Source organism: Sphingomonas longa, assembly GCF_016892685.1.
GTDB lineage: Bacteria > Pseudomonadota > Alphaproteobacteria > Sphingomonadales > Sphingomonadaceae > Sphingomonas > Sphingomonas longa.
Genome location: NZ_JAFEMC010000005.1, coordinates 280,459 through 299,102, shown reverse-complemented (window position 1 = coordinate 299,102; position 18,644 = coordinate 280,459). Strand labels below are relative to the sequence as shown.

The 18,644-nt window shown below is 64.6% G+C and carries 18 protein-coding genes; 8 read left to right on the top strand and 10 right to left on the bottom strand.

The genetic code is table 11. From position 1 onward, the window contains the following. Positions 1 to 3: 3 nt before the first annotated feature. The 7 genes from ILT43_RS16720 to ILT43_RS16690 all read right to left on the bottom strand — a co-directional run bounded on the left by ILT43_RS16720 (position 4) and on the right by ILT43_RS16690 (position 6,551). The gene (locus tag ILT43_RS16720; protein ID WP_204200126.1) at positions 4 to 204 is read right to left on the bottom strand and encodes a hypothetical protein; all 201 of its coding nucleotides are present in this window, start codon (positions 202 to 204) and stop codon (positions 4 to 6) included. Between the two features lie 107 nt (positions 205 to 311). Further along, positions 312 to 953: a TadE/TadG family type IV pilus assembly protein gene (locus ILT43_RS16715; protein ID WP_204200125.1), complete on the bottom strand. Its 642-nt coding sequence runs from the start codon at positions 951 to 953 to the stop codon at positions 312 to 314. Between the two features lie 7 nt (positions 954 to 960). Then, entirely contained in the window at positions 961 to 1,572 is a 612-nt protein-coding gene (locus ILT43_RS16710) for a TadE/TadG family type IV pilus assembly protein (protein WP_204200124.1), read from the bottom strand. Next, positions 1,569 to 3,572, bottom strand: a complete 2,004-nt coding sequence (locus ILT43_RS16705) for a TadE/TadG family type IV pilus assembly protein (protein WP_204200123.1) — start codon at positions 3,570 to 3,572, stop codon at positions 1,569 to 1,571. The genes ILT43_RS16710 and ILT43_RS16705 overlap by 4 nt, the downstream gene beginning before the upstream one ends. 222 nt (positions 3,573 to 3,794) lie before the next feature. Then, the gene (locus tag ILT43_RS16700; RefSeq protein WP_204200122.1) at positions 3,795 to 4,586 is read right to left on the bottom strand and encodes a ThuA domain-containing protein; all 792 of its coding nucleotides are present in this window, start codon (positions 4,584 to 4,586) and stop codon (positions 3,795 to 3,797) included. Between the two features lie 98 nt (positions 4,587 to 4,684). Further along, positions 4,685 to 5,152 carry a hypothetical protein gene (locus tag ILT43_RS16695; RefSeq protein ID WP_204200121.1) on the bottom strand — a complete coding sequence of 156 codons (468 nt, stop codon included), beginning with the start codon at positions 5,150 to 5,152 and terminating at the stop codon, positions 4,685 to 4,687. Positions 5,153 to 5,177: 25 nt separating this feature from the next. After that, positions 5,178 to 6,551, bottom strand: coding sequence for a LysM peptidoglycan-binding domain-containing protein (locus ILT43_RS16690; protein WP_204200120.1), 1,374 nt, complete (start codon positions 6,549 to 6,551; stop codon positions 5,178 to 5,180). A gap of 114 nt (positions 6,552 to 6,665) precedes the next feature. Between ILT43_RS16690 and ILT43_RS16685 the strand changes: the two genes are divergently transcribed. Both ILT43_RS16685 and ILT43_RS16680 read left to right on the top strand, forming a co-directional pair. Continuing rightward, complete coding sequence (locus ILT43_RS16685) at positions 6,666 to 7,643, top strand: MBL fold metallo-hydrolase (protein WP_204200119.1); 978 nt, start codon at positions 6,666 to 6,668, stop codon at positions 7,641 to 7,643. 56 nt (positions 7,644 to 7,699) lie between these two features. Continuing rightward, positions 7,700 to 9,514, top strand: a complete 1,815-nt coding sequence (locus tag ILT43_RS16680; RefSeq protein WP_204200118.1) for a DUF885 domain-containing protein — start codon at positions 7,700 to 7,702, stop codon at positions 9,512 to 9,514. A gap of 147 nt (positions 9,515 to 9,661) precedes the next feature. Here the strand turns inward: ILT43_RS16680 and ILT43_RS16675 are convergent, their stop codons facing one another. Continuing rightward, positions 9,662 to 10,498, bottom strand: coding sequence for a 3-keto-disaccharide hydrolase (locus tag ILT43_RS16675; RefSeq protein WP_204200117.1), 837 nt, complete (start codon positions 10,496 to 10,498; stop codon positions 9,662 to 9,664). A 165-nt stretch (positions 10,499 to 10,663) separates the two neighbouring features. Here ILT43_RS16675 and ILT43_RS16670 point away from each other — a divergent pair, with 165 nt between their 5' ends. The 4 genes from ILT43_RS16670 (at position 10,664) to ILT43_RS16655 (ending at position 13,944) form a co-directional block, all read left to right on the top strand. Then, entirely contained in the window at positions 10,664 to 11,650 is a 987-nt protein-coding gene (locus ILT43_RS16670; protein WP_204200116.1) for a bile acid:sodium symporter family protein, read from the top strand. Between the two features lie 52 nt (positions 11,651 to 11,702). After that, on the top strand, positions 11,703 to 12,833 hold the full coding sequence (gene uvsE / locus ILT43_RS16665) for a UV DNA damage repair endonuclease UvsE (protein ID WP_204200115.1): 1,131 nt from the start codon (positions 11,703 to 11,705) through the stop codon (positions 12,831 to 12,833). Positions 12,834 to 12,983: 150 nt separating this feature from the next. Then, positions 12,984 to 13,502 (top strand): hypothetical protein, encoded by a 519-nt coding sequence (locus ILT43_RS16660; RefSeq protein ID WP_204200114.1) that lies wholly within the window; start codon positions 12,984 to 12,986, stop codon positions 13,500 to 13,502. Continuing rightward, positions 13,414 to 13,944, top strand: coding sequence for a hypothetical protein (locus ILT43_RS16655; protein ID WP_204200113.1), 531 nt, complete (start codon positions 13,414 to 13,416; stop codon positions 13,942 to 13,944). Before ILT43_RS16660 ends, ILT43_RS16655 begins: the two co-directional genes overlap by 89 nt. A gap of 33 nt (positions 13,945 to 13,977) precedes the next feature. Here the strand turns inward: ILT43_RS16655 and ILT43_RS16650 are convergent, their stop codons facing one another. After that, a complete protein-coding gene (locus ILT43_RS16650) occupies positions 13,978 to 14,160 on the bottom strand; it encodes a hypothetical protein (RefSeq protein WP_204200112.1) in 183 nt (60 codons plus the stop codon). Positions 14,161 to 14,464: 304 nt separating this feature from the next. Between ILT43_RS16650 and ILT43_RS16645 the strand changes: the two genes are divergently transcribed. Continuing rightward, a complete protein-coding gene (locus ILT43_RS16645; RefSeq protein WP_204200111.1) occupies positions 14,465 to 16,423 on the top strand; it encodes a DUF6055 domain-containing protein in 1,959 nt (652 codons plus the stop codon). 796 nt (positions 16,424 to 17,219) lie between these two features. On the opposite strand, the gene ILT43_RS16640 is transcribed toward ILT43_RS16645, so the two are convergent. Continuing rightward, a complete protein-coding gene (locus ILT43_RS16640) occupies positions 17,220 to 17,783 on the bottom strand; it encodes a TetR/AcrR family transcriptional regulator (protein WP_204200110.1) in 564 nt (187 codons plus the stop codon). A 107-nt stretch (positions 17,784 to 17,890) separates the two neighbouring features. Between ILT43_RS16640 and ILT43_RS16635 the strand changes: the two genes are divergently transcribed. Continuing rightward, entirely contained in the window at positions 17,891 to 18,544 is a 654-nt protein-coding gene (locus ILT43_RS16635) for a glutathione S-transferase (protein WP_211534568.1), read from the top strand. Positions 18,545 to 18,644 lie beyond the last annotated feature (100 nt).

The following is an 18,644-nucleotide window of genomic DNA, read 5'->3' as shown; positions in this document are numbered from 1 at the left end:
CTACTAGTGGAGAAGCACTAAACGGAGCGCCCTGGCCCGATCCTCGTAGAGTTGCCGAAGCCGGCGATGAATGGTCTTCGAGGCAAAATCATCAGCCTTTTCCGCAAGTTGCTGGTGATCCGCGGCACGTTTGCGCAGATACTCATACTCCTCCGCATCCAGACGCAGGACGGAGTCGGGGGCAGGGTCGTTATCGTCGCTCATGATGACGTCGCTACCACTCGCCCGGGTGCGGCCATATCGTGCTGATATACCCTTGGGTTGGTAGATCGGCACCAATCGTGCCGCGACGATGTAGATGGTTCGACCGATCAGCAGGTCGAGGGCGTCACCTTGTCCGCGTTCGTCAATCCGGAGGCGAGGTCGCGGCGATCGCGCACCGCCATCGACGCGATCTCGACCATCTCCGTCGCCGGCGTCCAGGTCAGCCCGACGATCGGCTTGTAGACATAATAGACTTCGACGAACATCGTCGCATTGTCGTCCTGCGCGGTCACGAGGCGACCCACGGGGCCCATGCCCGCCAGGTTCGTCGCGCCGGCATTGCCATAGGTGGAGGGGTGCACCTTCGCGCCGTAACACCGCTGCCACGCGATCTTGTATTTGCTGGTGGTGTTGGGATTCGCCTGCGGTTCGAGATCCGACAGCACGACCCGGCCATTCTCGCGCAGGTTCAACTTACCCGACGCGGTTTGAGCACCGATGAAGAGGTCGTTGACATCGTTTTCGGTGATCGTCTTCGCCGCCAGGGGCGATCCGGAGCCGATCCGCGCAGCGTTGTCCGCGATCTGCAAGGCGATCTGGCTCATCCGCATCTTGGTGGTGACGTAATTCGCGATCTCCATTCCGCCCAGACACAACAGGACCAGCGCCGGGAGGACGATCGCGAATTCCATCAGCGCGAGGCCGCGGCGATCGCGACGGAGGCGGCGGGCGAAGGTCGGAAACATCATCGGCCGCTCAATCGCAATGGAGCACGTCGGTGCCGACGTCCGACTGATCCGCATAGGGCTGGTTCTGCACCACCGCCTGCGCCACCAGCGTTTGCTTGTCGGGGACATCGATGAACCTGTTGAGGGGCAGCATCCGCGGATACTTCACGGTCACGGTATAGATCGTCTTGTCCTTGGCGCCGCCCTGCGCACCGTTGCTGCCGTCGCTGTCCCAACTGCCGTTGCGGTTGGCATCGACATAGGGTTCGTGCTGGTCGCACCGGCCATTGCCGTTGTTGTCGGTCCAGTTTTCCGCCTTCGCACTCACGGCATCGGAGAAAGTCCGGTACGACTTGCGACCGATCGTCACGTCGGCATTGTTGGCCAGAACCAGCACCTGCGCCTTGACCCGCGCATCGATCGCATTCTGGACGTCGGACGTGGAGTCCTCCAGGCTGCTATCGCGACCGGCCTTTTGCACGACGCCTTGCAGCGCCGCCTGCATGTACAGCGTGTGCGCCTCGTCGAAGCTGCCCACCAGCAGCAGGCACATGACGGGCGCGACGACGGCGAACTCGACCAGCGCCGCGCCTTTCCGATCGGTGCACAGCGACGGACGGGGGTACGCGGGCCGGTTCAATTGGTGATCCTCAACTGCGAGATCTGGTCGGCGATCTGGCGAAAGGTGTTCTGAAGATCGGTTTGGTTGCGTGCCGCGAAGAACCGGCCGGGCGTGGCGCAGTTGCGCATCTGCGTTTCGAGCGTGTTGTTCTTCACGCCGAACCAGATCACCCATAAGGTGATGTTCTCGTTGCGGACCACCCTGCACACCGCCTGGTAGCGGGCGTTGACCTGCTGCGTCAGGGTGCCGGTCGTCGTGCAGCCCTCGGTCGGCAACGTATTCGCCGGAGTCTGGCGGCGATCGATCGCCGCGAAGCCATAGGCCTGATAATTGTCGATGTCGGTGCACGCATCGCCGTCGGTCATGAAGATCAAATTGCGCTGGATCTCGCCGCCTTGCGGCGTGAATTCGTTCTCTGCCCGGAAGATGCCGGTCGGCCACATCAGGCGCGCGCCCCAGATCAGACCGATATCGTGATAGGTGTTGCCCCTCGCGACGAGGCCGTCGACATAGTTGCTGAACTCGTTGGCATAGGGCCATTTCATCATCTTCGTCGCGGCGGCGGGGCATTCCGACACGCGCGAGAAGGGCAGGGCGTTGAACGTCCTGATCGTGTCCGTCGTATAGACGCCGCTGGCGTTCTTGCGGCCGAAGACGGCACCCGGCAACAATGGGCCCCACTGCGTCTCCTCGCTGCCCGTGGGGGCATTCTTCAGGTCCAGATCGAGTGCGTCGCCGGGGATGGGGTCGTAGGAGGTCGCGCGAACCGTCTGGCGTTCTTCGATGCAGCCGCCCCACGCCACCGAAGTGGCGGCATTGAACTTGCCGATCGGCAGCGACACGTTGGCCATGCCGGGGTTGTTCTTCAACTGGCTTATGTCGAACCGCACCGGCCGATAGGCGAAGATCGGGAAGCCGACCGCGCCGGCGGCTTTCGACGACACACGCTTGTGCCATGCCAGCCGGAACATCGTCCGTTCCTGATAGCGGAGCGTGCAGATCTTCAGCGAACTGGAGTAGCTGGTGCTGTAGGTGCGATGAATCGTCGGCGTATAGGCCGACCATTCGGTGCCGTTGTCGCTATTCTCGATCGGCCATTGCCGCTGGCCGGATGTCGGCGTGTACGTATCGGCCGGCGTCGGGAACGTGCTCGAATTGCAGTCCGCCGATGATCCGACGCCGCGCAACTGCACGGGTATGGCGGTGCCGTAGCTGCCGACGGTGTTGGTCGCGAACGTGTCGTTCCACCGGTCGAACGCGCCATATTCCGGATCGTCGTCGACCTCACGCGATTGGTAGGTCCAGTTGTTGGCGATGTAGTCGGTCGGCAGCAGGCGGCCGACATTGACGTTCATCGCGTAGGGCACGAAGCCGAAGCGTACCTGGACCTGATCGCTGAGTCCGCCCGAAGGAGCGCCACCGACGCAATCCTCGTCGGTATCCAGCCGGGCGACGATCTCGTAGAAGCATTTCACTGCCGAGCGCATCGCCTGCATCTTCGTCTGGCTGTCGGTCGACACCGCCTTGGAATCCATCGATCCGGTGTTGTCGAGCACGAACATCACGTCCGTATTCGGCAGGCGCATCTCCGCTTCGCAGGTCACCGACAATGTCGTGGTCGTGGCGCCGATGACCTTGGTCAGGGTCATCGGCAGGACCGCCGATGCCGCGCCTGTGACCTTTCCCGCCGTTTCCGAAAACGCGGACGTCATGCCGCTGCTGCCGTACGCGTCGTCTGCGATGTTCGCCTTGAAGAAGCGTTGCGCGACCGTGTTCGGCATGTTGCCGCTCTGGCTCCACTGGCCGCCGCCCATCGCCTTGCGCCCGGCGAGCGCGCCGGCATCGCATGCATGCTGGAGCCGGGTCTTGACGAGGTACATGCGCGCGACATCGACACCGCCGCCGATCATGCCGCATAGGGGGATCAGCGCGGCGGCCATGATCGCCAGCGTGTTGCCGCGACGGCTTTGCGCCAGACGCACCAGAAAGGCGCGCGGTCTGTCAGAACCGAAATGCATTGTACCGGACCCCGCAGTCGACGGCGGGTGCCACAGCTACCCGCTAAACCGCTGTGCAGTCACGGTAGTTAAGAAACCATTCTGAACGATCGCAAATACTTGGGCGAACATTCTAACCACGGATGAAACGAACTTACGTCAATAATCTGTGTTTTAGAAGGATTGTGGGTCGAATGTGTGTGCGTCTTCATGCACGTCGCCCCACGTTGCGGAGACGTACCGCTACCGCGCTGCCCAGCGGACCGCGTTGACGAGAATGCGGCGGTAGTTCGGGTCGTCATACGCTTCTGGCGTATGGCCCAGCGCAGAATAGACGACCCGCCCTTTGCTTCGTGGATTGAACCATATCACCGGATGCGATCCCATCGTCAGCTTCGCGCCCGGCCGATAGCTCGCCTCGTCGATGCGCGCGAGGACGGTCATACCCTTGGCCGCCGGATCACCGGCGAACGAGTACCACTCGTCCTTCGGTGACCAGGGCAGCGTCACGCCGGCCATGACCGGGTGGCGAGGCTGGTCGACGACGATCCGCGCAGACTGGATGTGGTCGTCGCCGCCGGGATGACCGATGAATTTGGTGCCAATGACGGTGTCGACATACCAGGGTGCGGTGTGGCTATCGTCGCCCGCCGCGTGCAGCGCCACCACGCCGCCGCCCCGCGCGACGAACCGTGCGAACGCGGCGCGCTGATCGGGGGTCAGGAAGTCGCCGCTGGCGCTGTTCAGCACCACGACGGAGAAATGGCGGAGTTGTTCGTCGTTGAACACCGCGGCATTTTCCGTCGCGTAACTGGCGCGGCCCAGACCACGTGCGATGTCGGCGAGCACGTCGTTGGAATGGGGGATGTGTTCGATGTGTCGCCAGCCATTGGTCTTCGACACGATCAACACCGCGCGGTCCAGCTTTGCCGGAAGCACCGGCCGCACGGTGTCATAGGTCGCCCGTGGAAGGTGCGGATCGGGGGCCGACTGCGCTGCCGTCAACAGCCCGACCACTGCCAGAATTCGGTACATCCTGCGTTTCTCCTGACCGACAGTCATGCCGGGAAGCGGTCGCGGGCACAATCCTATAGGATGGCTATGATGCGTAGCACGATGCGCGAGACCTGCGCTCAATCCGCGACGGATACCTCATAGGCCGATCCCGTGGTCCCGATCGGGTAGACGGACGCGCTGAAGCTGCCCTCCACGTACAGTACCTTGCCCCCCGGCAGCGCGGCGATGAACGTACGCGCGGACTCGTCGAGGCGATCCCATTTGCCGAGTTCCACCAGTTCGGGCTGCGTCATCATCTTCGCGGTCACGGCAGCGCAGGGCTCTTCCCAGAACAGCGTGTCGGCGGCGTGTCCCACATACCTATAGCTGACCTTGCAGGCGGGCTTGCCGCGCAACGCGAAGTCCTTCTTCGCGAGCACGCGCGACCTGGCCTGCGCCGCCGAAGCCGTCGGCGGGGTCGGCTTTGCCGCCACCGGCGTGGGCCCAACCAGGGGCGCAACCGTGGGCGCAGCGGGCTCCGCTGCTTTCGTCGCCGGGGCGGGTTGCGAACAGCCGGCCAGCGCGAGGCAGGACATCACGAGCATGCGGATCGATCCGCGGGGCAGGCCGTCAGTCAGGGTCGAACTCCACGTGAAGATGGTTGTTGCTGCGATTGGCGAACGTCTCGAACACAACGTCGTATCGCGCGCCCAATATCCCGCGCACCTCCGCCTGGAAAGCGCGACCCTGTTCGATCGTGATGTTGTTGCCGCGGAAATCGAGCGCGCGGTCGGCATAATGGAGCGACGCGGTCGAGTGGCGGCTGTCATTGCCGGACGTGATGACCGGCGTCGGCAGACCGAGCTTCTCCGCCGCCTGCGCGACGGCGCGGATCGCGGGGGACATCGCCGCGTCGAGCCGGCCGATATGCACGCCGTCGCTCTTGACCTGAACCCCGGCCTCCGCCGCCACCGTGTTGCCGTCGATGCGGCCGGTCGCGGTGGCATTCGCGTCGACGTCGGCGGCGGCCGTGCCCGGCAGTGCGACGGTCACCTCGCCGGGACGGTAGCGTTCCAGTTCGGGAACGGTGCCGTGATGGTGCACGGCATTGCCGCGCCCCAGCACCGGCCCGTCCAGCGCGTTGATCCAGCCGAGATTGTTGGCGCTGGAATAGTTCGGATTGGCGTAGTTGAGGTGCGATCCGATCGATGACGGCGTGCCGCTCGCCCGCTCCGCCAGATAGGTGTCGACGAAGGTATCGACGCGCGTGCTGATCCGGCTGTTCGGGATGTCCTGGACCGAATTGCGCCCGTCCCGACGCGCGATCGGACCGTTGATGTCGGAGAACTGGTTGTAGCTGTCGACGACGTCGGCGACGCTCCTACCCCAATGGCCCGACGCGGTGCGGTTCAGGATCGTGTCGACGATGCCGCGCGCCTGCGCGTCGCCGGCGGTCTGCACCCATTCGGTCTGCAACGTCTTCTTGAGGTTGGTCACGTCGGCGTCCGTCAGCGACAGCGTGCCGTTCTCGACGCGCGTCGACTGGCTCACCCCGACGGTGGCGGATGTGCGGCCGGTCATGTGAGTCGGCGTCGTGCCGCCGCTCCCCGTGCCGCCGCTCCCCGTACCGGCCGGGATCGTGATCGTGTCGCCGGGGTAGATGCGGGACGGATTGTCGATCTGCGGATTGGCGGACAGCACCGCCTTCAGTCCGATACCGTGCTTCGCCGCGATGTCGCCCAGCGTGTCGCCATGTTCGATCGTATAGCGTTGGCCTGCGCCGGCCGGCAGCGTCAGCGTCTGGCCGACATGGACGAGGTCGGGATTGCGGATGTCGTTCAGCCGCACCAGCACCTCGACATCGGTCTGGTAACGATGCGCGATCGACGACAGCGTCTCGCCCGACGTCACGATGTGGCTGCCACCCGGCTTCGGCGGCTCGCCACCGACACGGAGGGATGCATCCGCCCGGACGCTCGCGGCGACCGATACTGCGCTGACCATGACGCGCGACTCCTCTGCTGACGATCCGGAATGTCCCACGCCGGCAGCGCCTTGTCGTTAGTCGAAGCGATTAGTTGGCTTGGACGCGGCGGCGACCGGACAGTAGGATGCGCCATGCCCCGCAACCGATATTATGACGGCCCGCCGAGCGATCATTTCGACGGCACCCGCTTCTTCAATCCCGGCCAGCCGTCTACCGACCGCGGCCTGCGCGACATGCTGCGCTGGAAGCTGGCGGGGGCGGCCGCGCGCTGGCCCGCGTCGGTGGCGGTGACGCCCGCTACGCCCGAGGCGCGCGTCGACGGCCTGCGGGTGACGATGGTCGGGCACGCCGCGCTGCTGATCCAGGTCGCGGGGGTCAACATCCTGACCGATCCGGTCTGGTCGGACCGGGCCAGCCCGTTCCGCCGCGTCGGACCGAAGCGGGTGACCGCACCGGGGATCGCGTTCGACGACCTGCCGCCGATCGATGCCGTGCTGCTGAGCCACGGCCATTACGATCACCTCGACGTGGACACGCTGCGTCGCCTCCACGCGGTGCATGCGCCGCTGATGGCGATGCCGCTGGGCAACGATGCGATCGTGCGGGCGGCGGTGCCGGAGGCGCGCTGCGTCGCGGGCGACTGGTGGGACCGGCTGGTGCTGGCGGAGGGGATCGCGACGACGCTGACGCCCGCCTATCACTGGTCCAATCGCTGGCCGAGCGACTCGCGCATGATGCTGTGGAGTGGCCATTATCTGGACACGCCGGCGGGGTCGCTGTGGTTCGTCGGCGACACCGGCTATGGCGACGGCCGCATCTTCGGCGACATTCGAACGCGGCTGGGAGCGCCCGACGTGGCGCTGATCCCGATCGGCGCCTACGAACCGCGCTGGTTCATGGCCGCGCAGCATGTCGACCCGGCGGAAGCGGTGCGGATCTTTACCGATGTCGGGGTCGGCCGCGCGCTCGGCATCCACTGGGGCACGTTTCAACTGACCGACGAAGCGCGGGAGGCGCCGCGCGATGGCCTCCGGCAGGCGCTGGTCGATGCGGGCATCGCCGCCGACCGGTTCGTGGCCGCCGAGCCGGGCGGCGTCTACCGCTTCTAGGCGATTGCCTCGCAGGGGTGGGTGGGCGACAAGCGCCGGACACACAGGAGTATTCGATGCGTCTTGCCTTCGCCCTCATGATCTTGCCCCTGACTCCGCTGATCCAGGCGAGCGCGCCGGTGCCGCTGCAAGCCGCCGCCACTCAGGCGCAGGACGCCGCGCTGCTGCAATTTCTCGACCGTGCCTATGACGAGCAACTGGCGCTCAGCCCGGAGAACCAGACGCAGCTCGGGTTCAAGACGAATTATGGGAAGCTCGACGACTATACCGATGCCGCCGCGGTGCGGGGGCGGGCGCTGGCCGAGCGGCAGCTGAAGGCGATGCGGGCGCAGTTCCGGCCCGAGCAACTGGGGGAGAGTGCGCGCGTCAGCTACCGCCTGTTCGAGTATCAGGTCGAGCGCGAGGGCGAGTCCTTCCAGTTCCGCAAGCTGCGCTTCCCGGTGTCGACCAACGGCAGCCCGGCAGGCGACATTCCCGTGCTGCTCATCAACAACCACAAGGTCGACACGGTCGCCGACGCCGAGGCCTATATTGCGCGCCTCCGCGAAACCGAGCGGGTGATGCGCGAGGTCGCCGCGACGATGCGCGAGCAGGCGGCGGCGGGGATCATCCCGAACAAGGTCAATTTCGCCCCCGCCCGTGCCGACGCGAAGGCGGTCATCACCGGCGCGCCGTTCGACAACGGCCCGGATTCGACCGTCATGGCCGATTTCCGCAAGAAGGTGACGGCGTTGAAGGCACCCGAAGCGACGAAGGCTAAGCTGCTGGCGGATGCCGGCGCGGCGCTGACCGGTCCGTTCCGGCGTGGCTACGACACGTTGTTCGCGGCGCTGGATGCGATCGAACCGCTGTCGAAGGGCAATTTCGGCGCGTGGAGCCTGCCGAACGGCGCAGCCTATTACGCCGACCGGCTGAAGGGTTCGACGACCACTGACCTGACCGCGGACCAGATCCACGAACTCGGCCTGCGTCAGGTCGCGGCGATCCGTCAGGAGATGGACGCGATCAGGCGGGAGGTCGGCTTCACCGGCACGCTGGAGCAGTTCTTCGACAGCGTCCGCACCGATCCGAAGTTCAAATATCCCAACACCGCCGCCGGCCGCGAGGAGTATCTGGGCGATGCGCGCGCCGTCATCGCGTCGGTGATGGTCGCCGCTCCGCGCTATTTCCGCGTCCTGCCCAAGGCACCGCTGGAGGTGCGTGCGGTGGAGAAGTGGCGGGAGGGCACCGCGTCGACCGCGTTCTACAACCCGCCCTCCGCCGACGGATCGCGGCCGGGCATCTATTACGTCAACCTTGTCGACATGAACCAGACGCAAAAGGTGCAGGTCGCCGGCATCGCCGCGCACGAGGGCGCACCGGGCCACCATTTCCAGATTGCGCGCCAGCAGGAGATGACGGGCATTCCCAAGTTCCGCAAGTTCGGCGGCTACGGCGCCTATGTCGAGGGATGGGGCCTGTATTCGGAGCGGCTGGCGAACGAAATGGGCGTGTACAAGGACCCCTATGCACGGTTCGGCATGCTCTCGTTGCAGGTGTGGCGAGCGATCCGGCTGGTGCTCGACACCGGCATCCATTCCAAGCGGTGGACGCGCGAACAGGCGGTCGCGTATTTCAAGGCGAACAGCTCTGTGTCGGAGAAGGACATCGGACGCGAGGTCGACCGGTATTTCAACTGGCCGGGTCAGGCGACCAGCTACATGGTCGGCCAGCTCAAGATCGCCGAGCTGCGCAAGCGGGCGGAACAGCAACTCGGGCCCAAGTTCGACATCCGCGACTTCCACGAAGCGGTGCTGAGCCAGGGGGCGCTGCCGCTGGCGGTGCTGGAGGAGCAGGTCGACCGCTACATCGCGGCGACGAAGGCGAAGTAGGGGACTGCCGATCAGCGCCCATTCCCCTCCCCGGCGAAGGCCGGGGTCCAGTTGCCGCTGACCTCATGATTTTCAATGAACTCACCGCGACTGGACCCCGGCCTCGCAGGGGAAGTGGGGGTGGGCCGCAGCTCTCCCCCCACAAGATCACTTCAGCTCGCGGATCCAGATCGAGCGGTAGCTGATCGGCGCGCTCGGGTCGCCGTGATCCTGCAACTTGATCGGAGCCGGGCCGTGCGCCTTGTAGCGGGGTGCGCCGATATACGCCGTCTCACCCTTCAGCGCGACATGGTCCTGCACCAGCACCCCGTTGACGAAGGCGGTGACATAGGCGGGGCTGGTCACCGATCCGTCCGCGGCGAACACCGGCGCGGTCCAGATCACGTCGTAGCTCTGCCATTCGCCCGGCGCACGCACCGGGTTCGCGAGCGGCGCGAACTGCTTGTAGATCGCGCCCGCCTGACCGTTGACATAGGTCTTGTTGCGATAGCTATCCATGATCTGGAGTTCGTACCCGTTGTCGCCGTCGCCGGTCGACGCGAGGAACAGCCCGCTATTGCCGCGCGCCTGCCCCACGCCGGTGATGTTCGCCGGCACCTTCCATTCCAGATGAACCTGATAGTTGCGGAAGCTGCGTTTGGTCTGGATGTTGCCGGTGCCCTTCTTCACGGTCAGCACGCCGTCCGCGACGGTCCATTTCGCTGCACCCTTGTCCTTGGTCGAAACCCATTCGTTCAGATCCTTGCCGTCGAACAGCACGATCGCGTCGGAGGGGGCAGGGGTCGTCGTGGCCGGACCGGGGACGATCACCGGCACTTCGGGCGCCCAGACCTCGGTATCCTCGGGCCGGCCGGCGGGGGCGGCCTGTGCGGCGGAAGCCGCAATCGCGCTGGGCGCGGCGGGTGCGGCCTGCGGTTGCGGGGTGGCGGCGGCGATGCCGGTCAAGGCCATTGCAGCGGCGGCACACGCGATCATAGCTTCCATTCCTGACCCTACTCCTGTCCGACGACGGTCGGTATCCGCCGCCCTTGGTAATCGCTTCGATCCCGCCGTCATAGTCGAAGGCGGATCGTCTGCGTAGCCAAAGCTGCGGCATCGTATCGCTGCCCCGTCCGTTGACGCACTGCATCACCGGGACGATTAGGCACGATGTTCAAGCGCATAGACCGTTACAGCCTGCTGCTGATCGCGACCGTCGTGTTCGCGTCGTTCCTGCCGTGCCGCGGCACGACCGCGACGATCCTGGGCTATGCGACGGAGGGCGCGATCGCGCTGCTGTTCTTCCTGCACGGCGCGAAGCTGTCGCGGGCGGCGATCGTGCAGGGGCTGACGAACTGGCGGTTGCACCTGCTGGTGCTCGCGATCACCTTCTGCCTGTTTCCGATGTTCGGGCTGGCGGCACACGCGCTGGCGATGCCGCTGCTTGCGCCGTCTTTGGCGAGCGGCCTGCTGTTCCTGACTCTGCTGCCCTCGACCGTGCAGTCGTCGATCGCCTTCACCTCGATCGCGCGCGGCAACGTGCCCGCGGCGGTGTGCAGCGCGTCGGCATCCAATCTGCTCGGCATCCTGTTCACGCCCGCACTCGTCGCGCTGCTGATGGGCGGGCATGGGAGCGTCTCTGGCGGCGAGGTATGGACGATCGTGTTCCAGTTGCTGGTGCCGTTCGTAGCGGGGCATCTGTCGCGCCCGCTGACCGCCGGGTTCGTGGAGCGGCGCAAGGCGATGCTGTCCTATGTCGATCGCGGATCGATCCTGCTGGTCGTCTACACGGCGTTCAGCGCCGCGGTCGTCGAGGGATTGTGGACGCGCGTGCCGGTGTGGCAGCTCGCCCTGGTCTTCCTGTTCTGTGCGGTGCTCCTCGCGGCGGCGATGCTGACGACGCGGTTCGTGACCAAGCGGCTCAAGTTCGACCGTGCCGACGCGATCGCCATCCTGTTCTGTGGATCGAAGAAGAGCCTGGCGGCGGGCGTGCCGATGGCGGGCGTGCTGTTCTCGTCGGCGGAAGTCGGTGCGGTGATCCTGCCGCTGATGATCTTCCACCAGTTGCAGTTGCTGGTCTGCGCCAATCTGGCGCAGCGTTATGCCGGCACCGCACCGCGCGAGGAGGATGTCGAGAATGCGGTGATCGCCAGCTAAGGGTGGAGCCTGTCCGGGTCGGCGTCGTTATGTCTTTATGAACGAACGACCTTTGCGCCTCGGTTTCCCCGTCAAGGTGATGGGGCGACCCGATCTGAAGGTGCAGGACACGCGCCGCTGGCAGAAGAACCCGCACCTGAAATGCTCGCTTGAGCTGCTCGACGGGGTGCTGGATTATCTGCGATCGGAGCGGCTGGATATGTACCGGCTGTCGTCGGACATCGCGCCGTACGCGACGCATCCCGACATGCCGCAGTTTCACAATATGGTCGCCGAAAGCGATGCGGAACTGCGCGCGTTCGGAGCAAAGGCGCGCGAATACGACATTCGCCTGTCCTTCCACCCGTCGCAATATGTGCTGCTGAACGCGCCCAACCCGGACCTGACGCGCAAGAGCATCTGGGACCTGTCGTCGCAGGCGGAGATGCTGGACCGGATGGAACTGGACGACGAGGCGGTGATGATCACGCATGTCGGCGGCGTCTATGACGATCACGACGCCAGCCGTGCCCGCTGGATCGCGGGGTGGGAACAGTGTCCGGAGCATGTCCGGCGGCGGTTGGTGCTGGAGAATGACGACGTTCGCTTCTCCGCCGCCGACGCGCTGTGGATCCATGAGCGCACCGGCGTGCGGCTGATCTTCGACTACCAGCATTTCTGGTGCCTGAACCCCGAACGGCTGGACATGCGCGACACGCTGGAGCGGTTTCTGGCGACGTGGCCGGCGGGGGTGCGGCCGAAGATTCACTTCTCGTCGCCGCGCACCGAGCTGCGGGAGATCAAGCAGAAGATCACGCCGAAGCAGCGCGCGGCGGCGCAGGCGGGTAAGAAGGGCAAGCCCGGCGAGTTGCTCAAGGCTCCGGTCAAGCCGACCGCGCGGGTCAAGACGGTGCTCCGCCCGCCGATCTGGACGGGGCACGCGGACTTCACCAACCCGTTCGAATTCGCCACCTTCATGCGTATGGCCGAGGGACTGGTCTTCGACGTGATGATGGAGGGCAAGTCCAAGGATTTGAGCCTGTTGCGGCTCCGCCCCGACCTGTTGCGGTTCGCCCCCGACGTCGCGGCGCGCTTCGGCATCACCGCCGAGGACGCCGGAGCCTATGCCGCGGACGAGGCGCGGCTGGAGCGGGGCGTCGGCGCGGAGGACGAGGCGGACGTTGACGAGGGGATCGAGGTTTAGGGGGACGGGCGCGGGCACAACGCCTGTCGGCAACACGCGGTCAGTCCCGAATTCGGCCGAACCGGACGGGTTCACCGCAGCGTCATGCTTGCCGGTCTACCACTCGCCCGGTATCGCCGCCCTCCCTTAACCCGCGTTAGAGTACACGTTATGCCGATATCGTCGGCGCGGATCGTCCCGGCCGCGTTCCTGTTTCTGGCCGCGTGTTCCAGCGGCGACACGTTCGGCAACGACACCGATGCCACGCCGCGCGTGACCCTGCGCAACCTGACGGCGGCGACGTCGGCCCCGGCGCGCGGGGACGATATCGGCACGTTGATCCCGACACCGTCCGACACGCAGTCGCGCTATTTCCTATTGTGGCAGCGCAAGCCGCTGATGGCCGGCAAGCTGGTCGCCGTGATCCGGCAGGAACGCGGTGGCCGGGTCGCCTATGCGCGCGTCGGCGTGAACTGCGAAGGGCGACTGTTCCACATCCTGGGCGTGGGCAACCGCCGGTCGTTCGCGGAGACCGCGATCGCCTATGACGGTCCATTGCGGTCGATCGAGGGGCTGCCGCTGCGCGAGGATCTGGCGACCTATGTCTGTGCCGCTGCGGGCACGCCGTTGGCACCGCGCCCGGCCGGGGTCCGTCCTGCGCCAGCGCCGCCTCGACCTCGTCGGTCGTGATGCCGAACGCGCCGGCCAGACCGCATACCGACGCGCCGCGTTTCGCCAGTTCGCGCATGCGGGCGACATCCACGACCGTCGTGTAGGACCGCGTATCACGCTGTTCGCGGACGACATCCTTGCGACCGGACGACCGGTGCCGCTGCGCCGCCGCCTTGTGCGGATCGCCCGCGGCCGATTGCTGCTCCTGCTCCCGGCGTTCGATCCGCGCCTGCTCGCGAGCGCGCAGGTCGGCATCGCGGCTGGCGGCACGCGCCTCGGATTGCTGTGTGGCAAAGGTGGCGCGATCCTTGGCGCGTTCCTCCCGCGCCTTTGCGCGTTCGGCCGCCCGATCCTCGGGGCTGGCGTTGGTGCGGATGCGGAAGCCGCTCGTCGGCGATGCGCCCCAGCTCTTGTCCATCTCGCCCCCGACCTCGTCGAACCCGTCGTTCGTGTCCGATAGTGTGCCGGGCCATAGCGAAGCGGGGCACCGAGGTCATGGAAGAATCGGCCGATCACCGGATGCCGGGTCGTCGCTGGCGACGAGGCCGATCTCGATCACGTCCTCGCGCTCGATCGTGACGATTTCGAAGGGCGCCGCGCGTCTGGCTGCGGCTCCCGTCGCGACCCGATTCGTCCATGAAGGCCGGGAGAATCGCGCAAGTCCATAGAAGGCCATCTAAAGGGGCGACGTCGGCGGCCGAACGCGCGCAGGTCATCACCGCTGCGACCTGCGGACATGCCCGACCCAACAGCGGGAAATAGCGAGCGTCAAATGTCGCGGACCGATTACGTCTTCATCGGTGTAGCTAAAGTACTGCCTTCACGGGTATTTTCTCTGATGAAGGCGTGGATGACGCCGTCTTCGGCTGTGTCGAACGCAGCGTTTTTCCGATTTGAAATCGTCGCTTGACATCTTCGTCGCGTAATGAATAGTATACCATATATAAACGTTGATTTACTGAGTGGATTATCGGGGAGCAGTGTTGCTGCTCTCTGCTTTCGGGCTTCGTAATTTCAAGATCGTATCCGCGTCCTGCCTAATATCGCACCTGCGCCTGATCTTTTGCGTCGTATCTCAGCGACTTAACGGTCTTGCGCGTCATAATAATCATCACCGGGAGGTTGGCGTGAAAGCATTTTTGTCCGCTACGTGTTCGCTTGCAGCTTTGAGCCTGACGGGCTGTGACATGGAGACGCCGAGGGAACTGGCCTCCGCCAGCTTGGCGGCATTTACGCAGGCTGCCCCGAATGCCACCGCCGTCGGCTGTCAGAGCCGATCGGCGCGTTTCCCGTGGGGGCGCATGGAGCTGCGGACATGGACCCCGCGCGAGGCGATGCAGCCGATCAACCCATCGGTATCTCCCGGTTCGGCTTACGGTGCCCCCTTCTCGGCCAGGCTGGTTCAGGCATACGGAGCGGATTATGGCGAAGCCCGCCGTTCTGTCACCCTGGAACTGGAGGATGGTTGCCGCCGCAAGTTCAAGACCCAATCGCTGTCCGAGGCCGACAATAGTTTCCTGGATAGCGAGCTGGCGAAGCACCCGACGATACCAGATCCCGCGACCTATCGCATCGAATACCAGCCGAACGGTACGACGTCGCCGGAACTGGTGGCGAGCGGGGAGCTGAACCTTCTGGAAACGCCGCATTTCGCCTTCTGGTACGGCAACGGCACGGATCAGAGTTACGAATTCGCGCGCGACATAGCCCGGCAAGGGCGGACCATGCAGCAGGTGCTTCAGGAAACCGCCGAATGGTATGAGCGCCTTTGGTATATCAATCGGGATATCGTCGGTGCCCCGATGCCTTTTGCCAACAGCACCGACAAAAAGAAGATCAACGTCTTCCTGTGCGGTACCGGGCGTCCGAACATCGGTGGCGATCGCGAAGGGTGCGGAGCATCGGCTGCCGCCTTCATCGGCATCTCGGCATGGGCCATGGCCAAGGGATCCGGCGTCATCACGCATGAATTCGGCCATGTCATACAGTTTTACACCGGCGGCTTTCAGGGCGGCAACGCGGGTCCGATCTGGGAGATGGGTGCGAACTGGAATTCTGCCGAAGTCAATCCCAGCATCAACAACGCCTATTCCTATTTCGACAATCTTGAAAATGGGCCGACCTGGTCGGTGTCTCGCTATGCCAGCTACCCGTTCATGTCGTTTTTGTTCGAACAGGATCGCACCCGTGATCTCGTGTTCGGGGTTTGGAAGCCTGGGGCGCGACAGGGTGCCTGGTCTTCTCTTCAGAAGGATTATTTTCCGATGGTGGTGGAAGCAGGGCGGGTTAGCGGCGCTTACCCCGAGGGCTTCGTTTCCTTTGCGAACGACATGGGCTGGTACGGTGCGCGTCTGGTGACGATGGATTTCCAGAGTCAACGGTTGCTGCGCGACGCTTTTCGCTGGACCCGCGACACCCACAATATGGGCCATTTCTACACACCGCTGGTGCGTGACGCTGCCGACGCGACCGTTTATACGTCGCCAAACGAGCGACCATTGCTGCAATGGGGGACCCATCTGATCCCGCTGTCGAGCAACGCATCGACCGTCAAGGTGACGCTGACCGGCAGGACGACAGCCAACTCGGCGGCGTGGCGCTTCAGCATCGTCGCGGTTCGCGGAGGCGACACTACCAGCTATTCCACGCTCGGTCGGGCCGATGGAAGGGGCAGCGGCACCATATCACTCGGCGTGCCCACCGACGCGAAACTGTATCTGGCCGTCACGGCCACGCCGTATCGCTACGAAAGTAACGGCTGGCAGACTCTCGGGGAGCCCGTGAAGGGAACGAAGTTCCCCTATTCGATCAAGCTCGAAGGCGCCGTTCCACGCGTGACCGATGTTCGGGCGTGCGACCTGGAGTCGAGGTCTGGCACTTGGGGTGTAAACTACACGCTCAACGGCAACACCGACCAGCCACGTCCGTGCAATCCATGATGTGCCAATCGGCCACTGAATTGGTACGAGCGGTTTTCATGTCATTCCATTACTCTGTTTGATAGCTTGGGCCGCGGGAGCATTTTCGTTCCCGCGGCCCAGCATATACAGGCCGGACTCCACGCTGAGAGGCGCTGCTAAGCGTAGCGAGTCCGCTTGGTGATGATGGTCCACGACCGGTCGGCCAATGGCTTGAGGTCGAGCCGCACCGCGTCGCGCATCTCGATCGCGAGTTGTTTAGGGGGCAGCCGGCCGCGTGGTCACCGGCACGATGGGCGCCCAGTCGACCCGCCCATGATCTGCGCGACTAGCATGACCCGGATGGGGCGGTCCTTGACGTTTTCGGGAGGCCCTTTCGCGTACTCGTACTTTCGCGGGCAGCGGTAGTTTACCTTGCCGGGTTCAGGCCGACGCGAGTTTTTTTCCGCTATTCTCTGCGGCTGTCGATCGCCATGTCACTGATCCGCTATCGCTGAGGAGCACGCGCCGTCCGTCGCGGCAGGATCGTCACCAGCAAACGATGGCAGCCGCCAGCAAGCGATCGAAGCCAATGGCCGGCTGACGCCAATCCGCCATGATCGACCGGCTTGGCGAGGACGTCACCCACTGCGGCAGGAAGCGACAGAGACGTCCCCACGTCCTGCCGTTTCGCGTTTTGCCAGCTGTTCTCTCGCCTTCGATGAGCCGATGGGAGCGAATGCTTGCGGTTCGGCCGTGCGGTGAGGGCGCGAAATCGCGGCGTCTGGATCCTCTCCCCTACGGAATCCAACGGCGCCGTGAATTGCTCGACATGCGATCACTCCGGCAGAAGGCCTGCCTTGCGGTAGCTGGCGATCAGCGCGTCGAAGAGAGCAATGTCCGCGCGGCTTCGCGCGACCAGCTGCGCGCCGGCGATGGCGGCGAAGATTGCACGCGCCTGCCGTTCGTTGTCGTCGGCGCCGGCCAAGCCTTTTCCGGCCAAAGCCTTCGCCAGCCATGCCACATTGATATCGGTAAAGGTTTGAACTTCCGTTTTCACCGCGTCCGGCAAATCATCAAATTCAGCAGCCATGAAGCTGCACAGGCACATGCGGTTACCGCTCTCCAGCGATCGGCGGAAGATATCCGGATATCGCCTGAGGCCGTCGGCCGGCTCGGCTGATCCGGCGGACATGGCCTCCAGTTCCGCAGCCGTGTCCTCCCAGTAGCGTCGCGCCACCGCCGCCCCGAGGGAAGCCTTGCTCGGGAAATGATAGTGGATGCTCGCGGCCTTGATACCCACGGCTGTTGCGAGGTCGCGGAAATTCAGGCCCCCATAGCCGTGGGCCTGCGCCGCACTGCGGGCTGCCGCGAGGATCGCCTCTTTGGCGCTTGTGCTCAAACCTACCCTCCAACCTTTTACCTGCCAACTGGCAGATAGGCCTTGCTCGACGAGAATGAAAGTCGTAGGCGAACCTATCAACTGGCAGGTAGATGATAGGAGATAGCATGAAAATATATGATTGGCCTACCGGGCCTTACCCCGCGCGAGTCCGCATCGCCCTCGCGGAGAAGACGCTGGGGTCCGAGGTCGAGTTCGTCTCCGTCGATCTCTGGAAGGGCGAGCACAAGACGCCGGCGTTTCTCGCCAAGAACTATTCCGGCACGCTCCCCGTGCTTGAACTCGACGACGGAACCTTGATCGCGGAATGCACCGCAATCACCGAATATCTCGACGCGCTTGATGGCGTTCCCACCCTGACCGGCGGGTCGGCGCGCGACAAAGGCGTGATCCACATGATGAGCAAGCGAGCAGAGATCGAGTTGCTGGACGCCGTCAGCGTCTATTTCCACCACGCGACGCCGGGGCTTGGTCCCAATGTCGAGCTCTACCAGAACGCCGAATGGGGGTTCCGGCAGCGCGATAAGGCCATTCGCGGCATGCAGTATTTCGATGGCGTTCTTCAGGACCAGCCCTACGTCGCCGGGGAGACGTTCTCCATGGCCGATATCACGGTGATCGGAGGTCTCATCTTCGCCGGGCTCGTCGATCTGCCGATACCCGGCGACTGCACGGCGCTGCTCGCCTGGTATGCACGCATGCAGGAGCGCCCGAGCGTCCGGAACCGCGTGAGCATGTCGGAGCCGACCCAGAAACAGTAGAGGAATGGACCTTCGGTTCTGGTGGATGGCGAGCTTGCGCCCGTCGCACCGGCTCACATGTCGCGATCACGAGATGCGCAATCTGCCCCGATATGCTCCG

Coding starts and splice junctions, on each gene's coding strand:
- ILT43_RS16720 (WP_204200126.1), bottom strand. CDS start 204: ATGAGCGACGATAACGACCCTGCCCCCGACTCCGTCCTGCGTCTGGAT.
- ILT43_RS16715 (WP_204200125.1), bottom strand. CDS start 953: ATGATGTTTCCGACCTTCGCCCGCCGCCTCCGTCGCGATCGCCGCGGC.
- ILT43_RS16705 (WP_204200123.1), bottom strand. CDS start 3,572: ATGCATTTCGGTTCTGACAGACCGCGCGCCTTTCTGGTGCGTCTGGCG.
- ILT43_RS16700 (WP_204200122.1), bottom strand. CDS start 4,586: ATGTACCGAATTCTGGCAGTGGTCGGGCTGTTGACGGCAGCGCAGTCG.
- ILT43_RS16695 (WP_204200121.1), bottom strand. CDS start 5,152: ATGCTCGTGATGTCCTGCCTCGCGCTGGCCGGCTGTTCGCAACCCGCC.
- ILT43_RS16690 (WP_204200120.1), bottom strand. CDS start 6,551: ATGGTCAGCGCAGTATCGGTCGCCGCGAGCGTCCGGGCGGATGCATCC.
- ILT43_RS16685 (WP_204200119.1), top strand. CDS start 6,666: ATGCCCCGCAACCGATATTATGACGGCCCGCCGAGCGATCATTTCGAC.
- ILT43_RS16680 (WP_204200118.1), top strand. CDS start 7,700: ATGCGTCTTGCCTTCGCCCTCATGATCTTGCCCCTGACTCCGCTGATC.
- ILT43_RS16675 (WP_204200117.1), bottom strand. CDS start 10,498: ATGGAAGCTATGATCGCGTGTGCCGCCGCTGCAATGGCCTTGACCGGC.
- ILT43_RS16670 (WP_204200116.1), top strand. CDS start 10,664: ATGTTCAAGCGCATAGACCGTTACAGCCTGCTGCTGATCGCGACCGTC.
- ILT43_RS16660 (WP_204200114.1), top strand. CDS start 12,984: ATGCCGATATCGTCGGCGCGGATCGTCCCGGCCGCGTTCCTGTTTCTG.
- ILT43_RS16655 (WP_204200113.1), top strand. CDS start 13,414: ATGTCTGTGCCGCTGCGGGCACGCCGTTGGCACCGCGCCCGGCCGGGG.
- ILT43_RS16650 (WP_204200112.1), bottom strand. CDS start 14,160: ATGGCCTTCTATGGACTTGCGCGATTCTCCCGGCCTTCATGGACGAAT.
- ILT43_RS16635 (WP_211534568.1), top strand. CDS start 17,891: ATGAAAATATATGATTGGCCTACCGGGCCTTACCCCGCGCGAGTCCGC.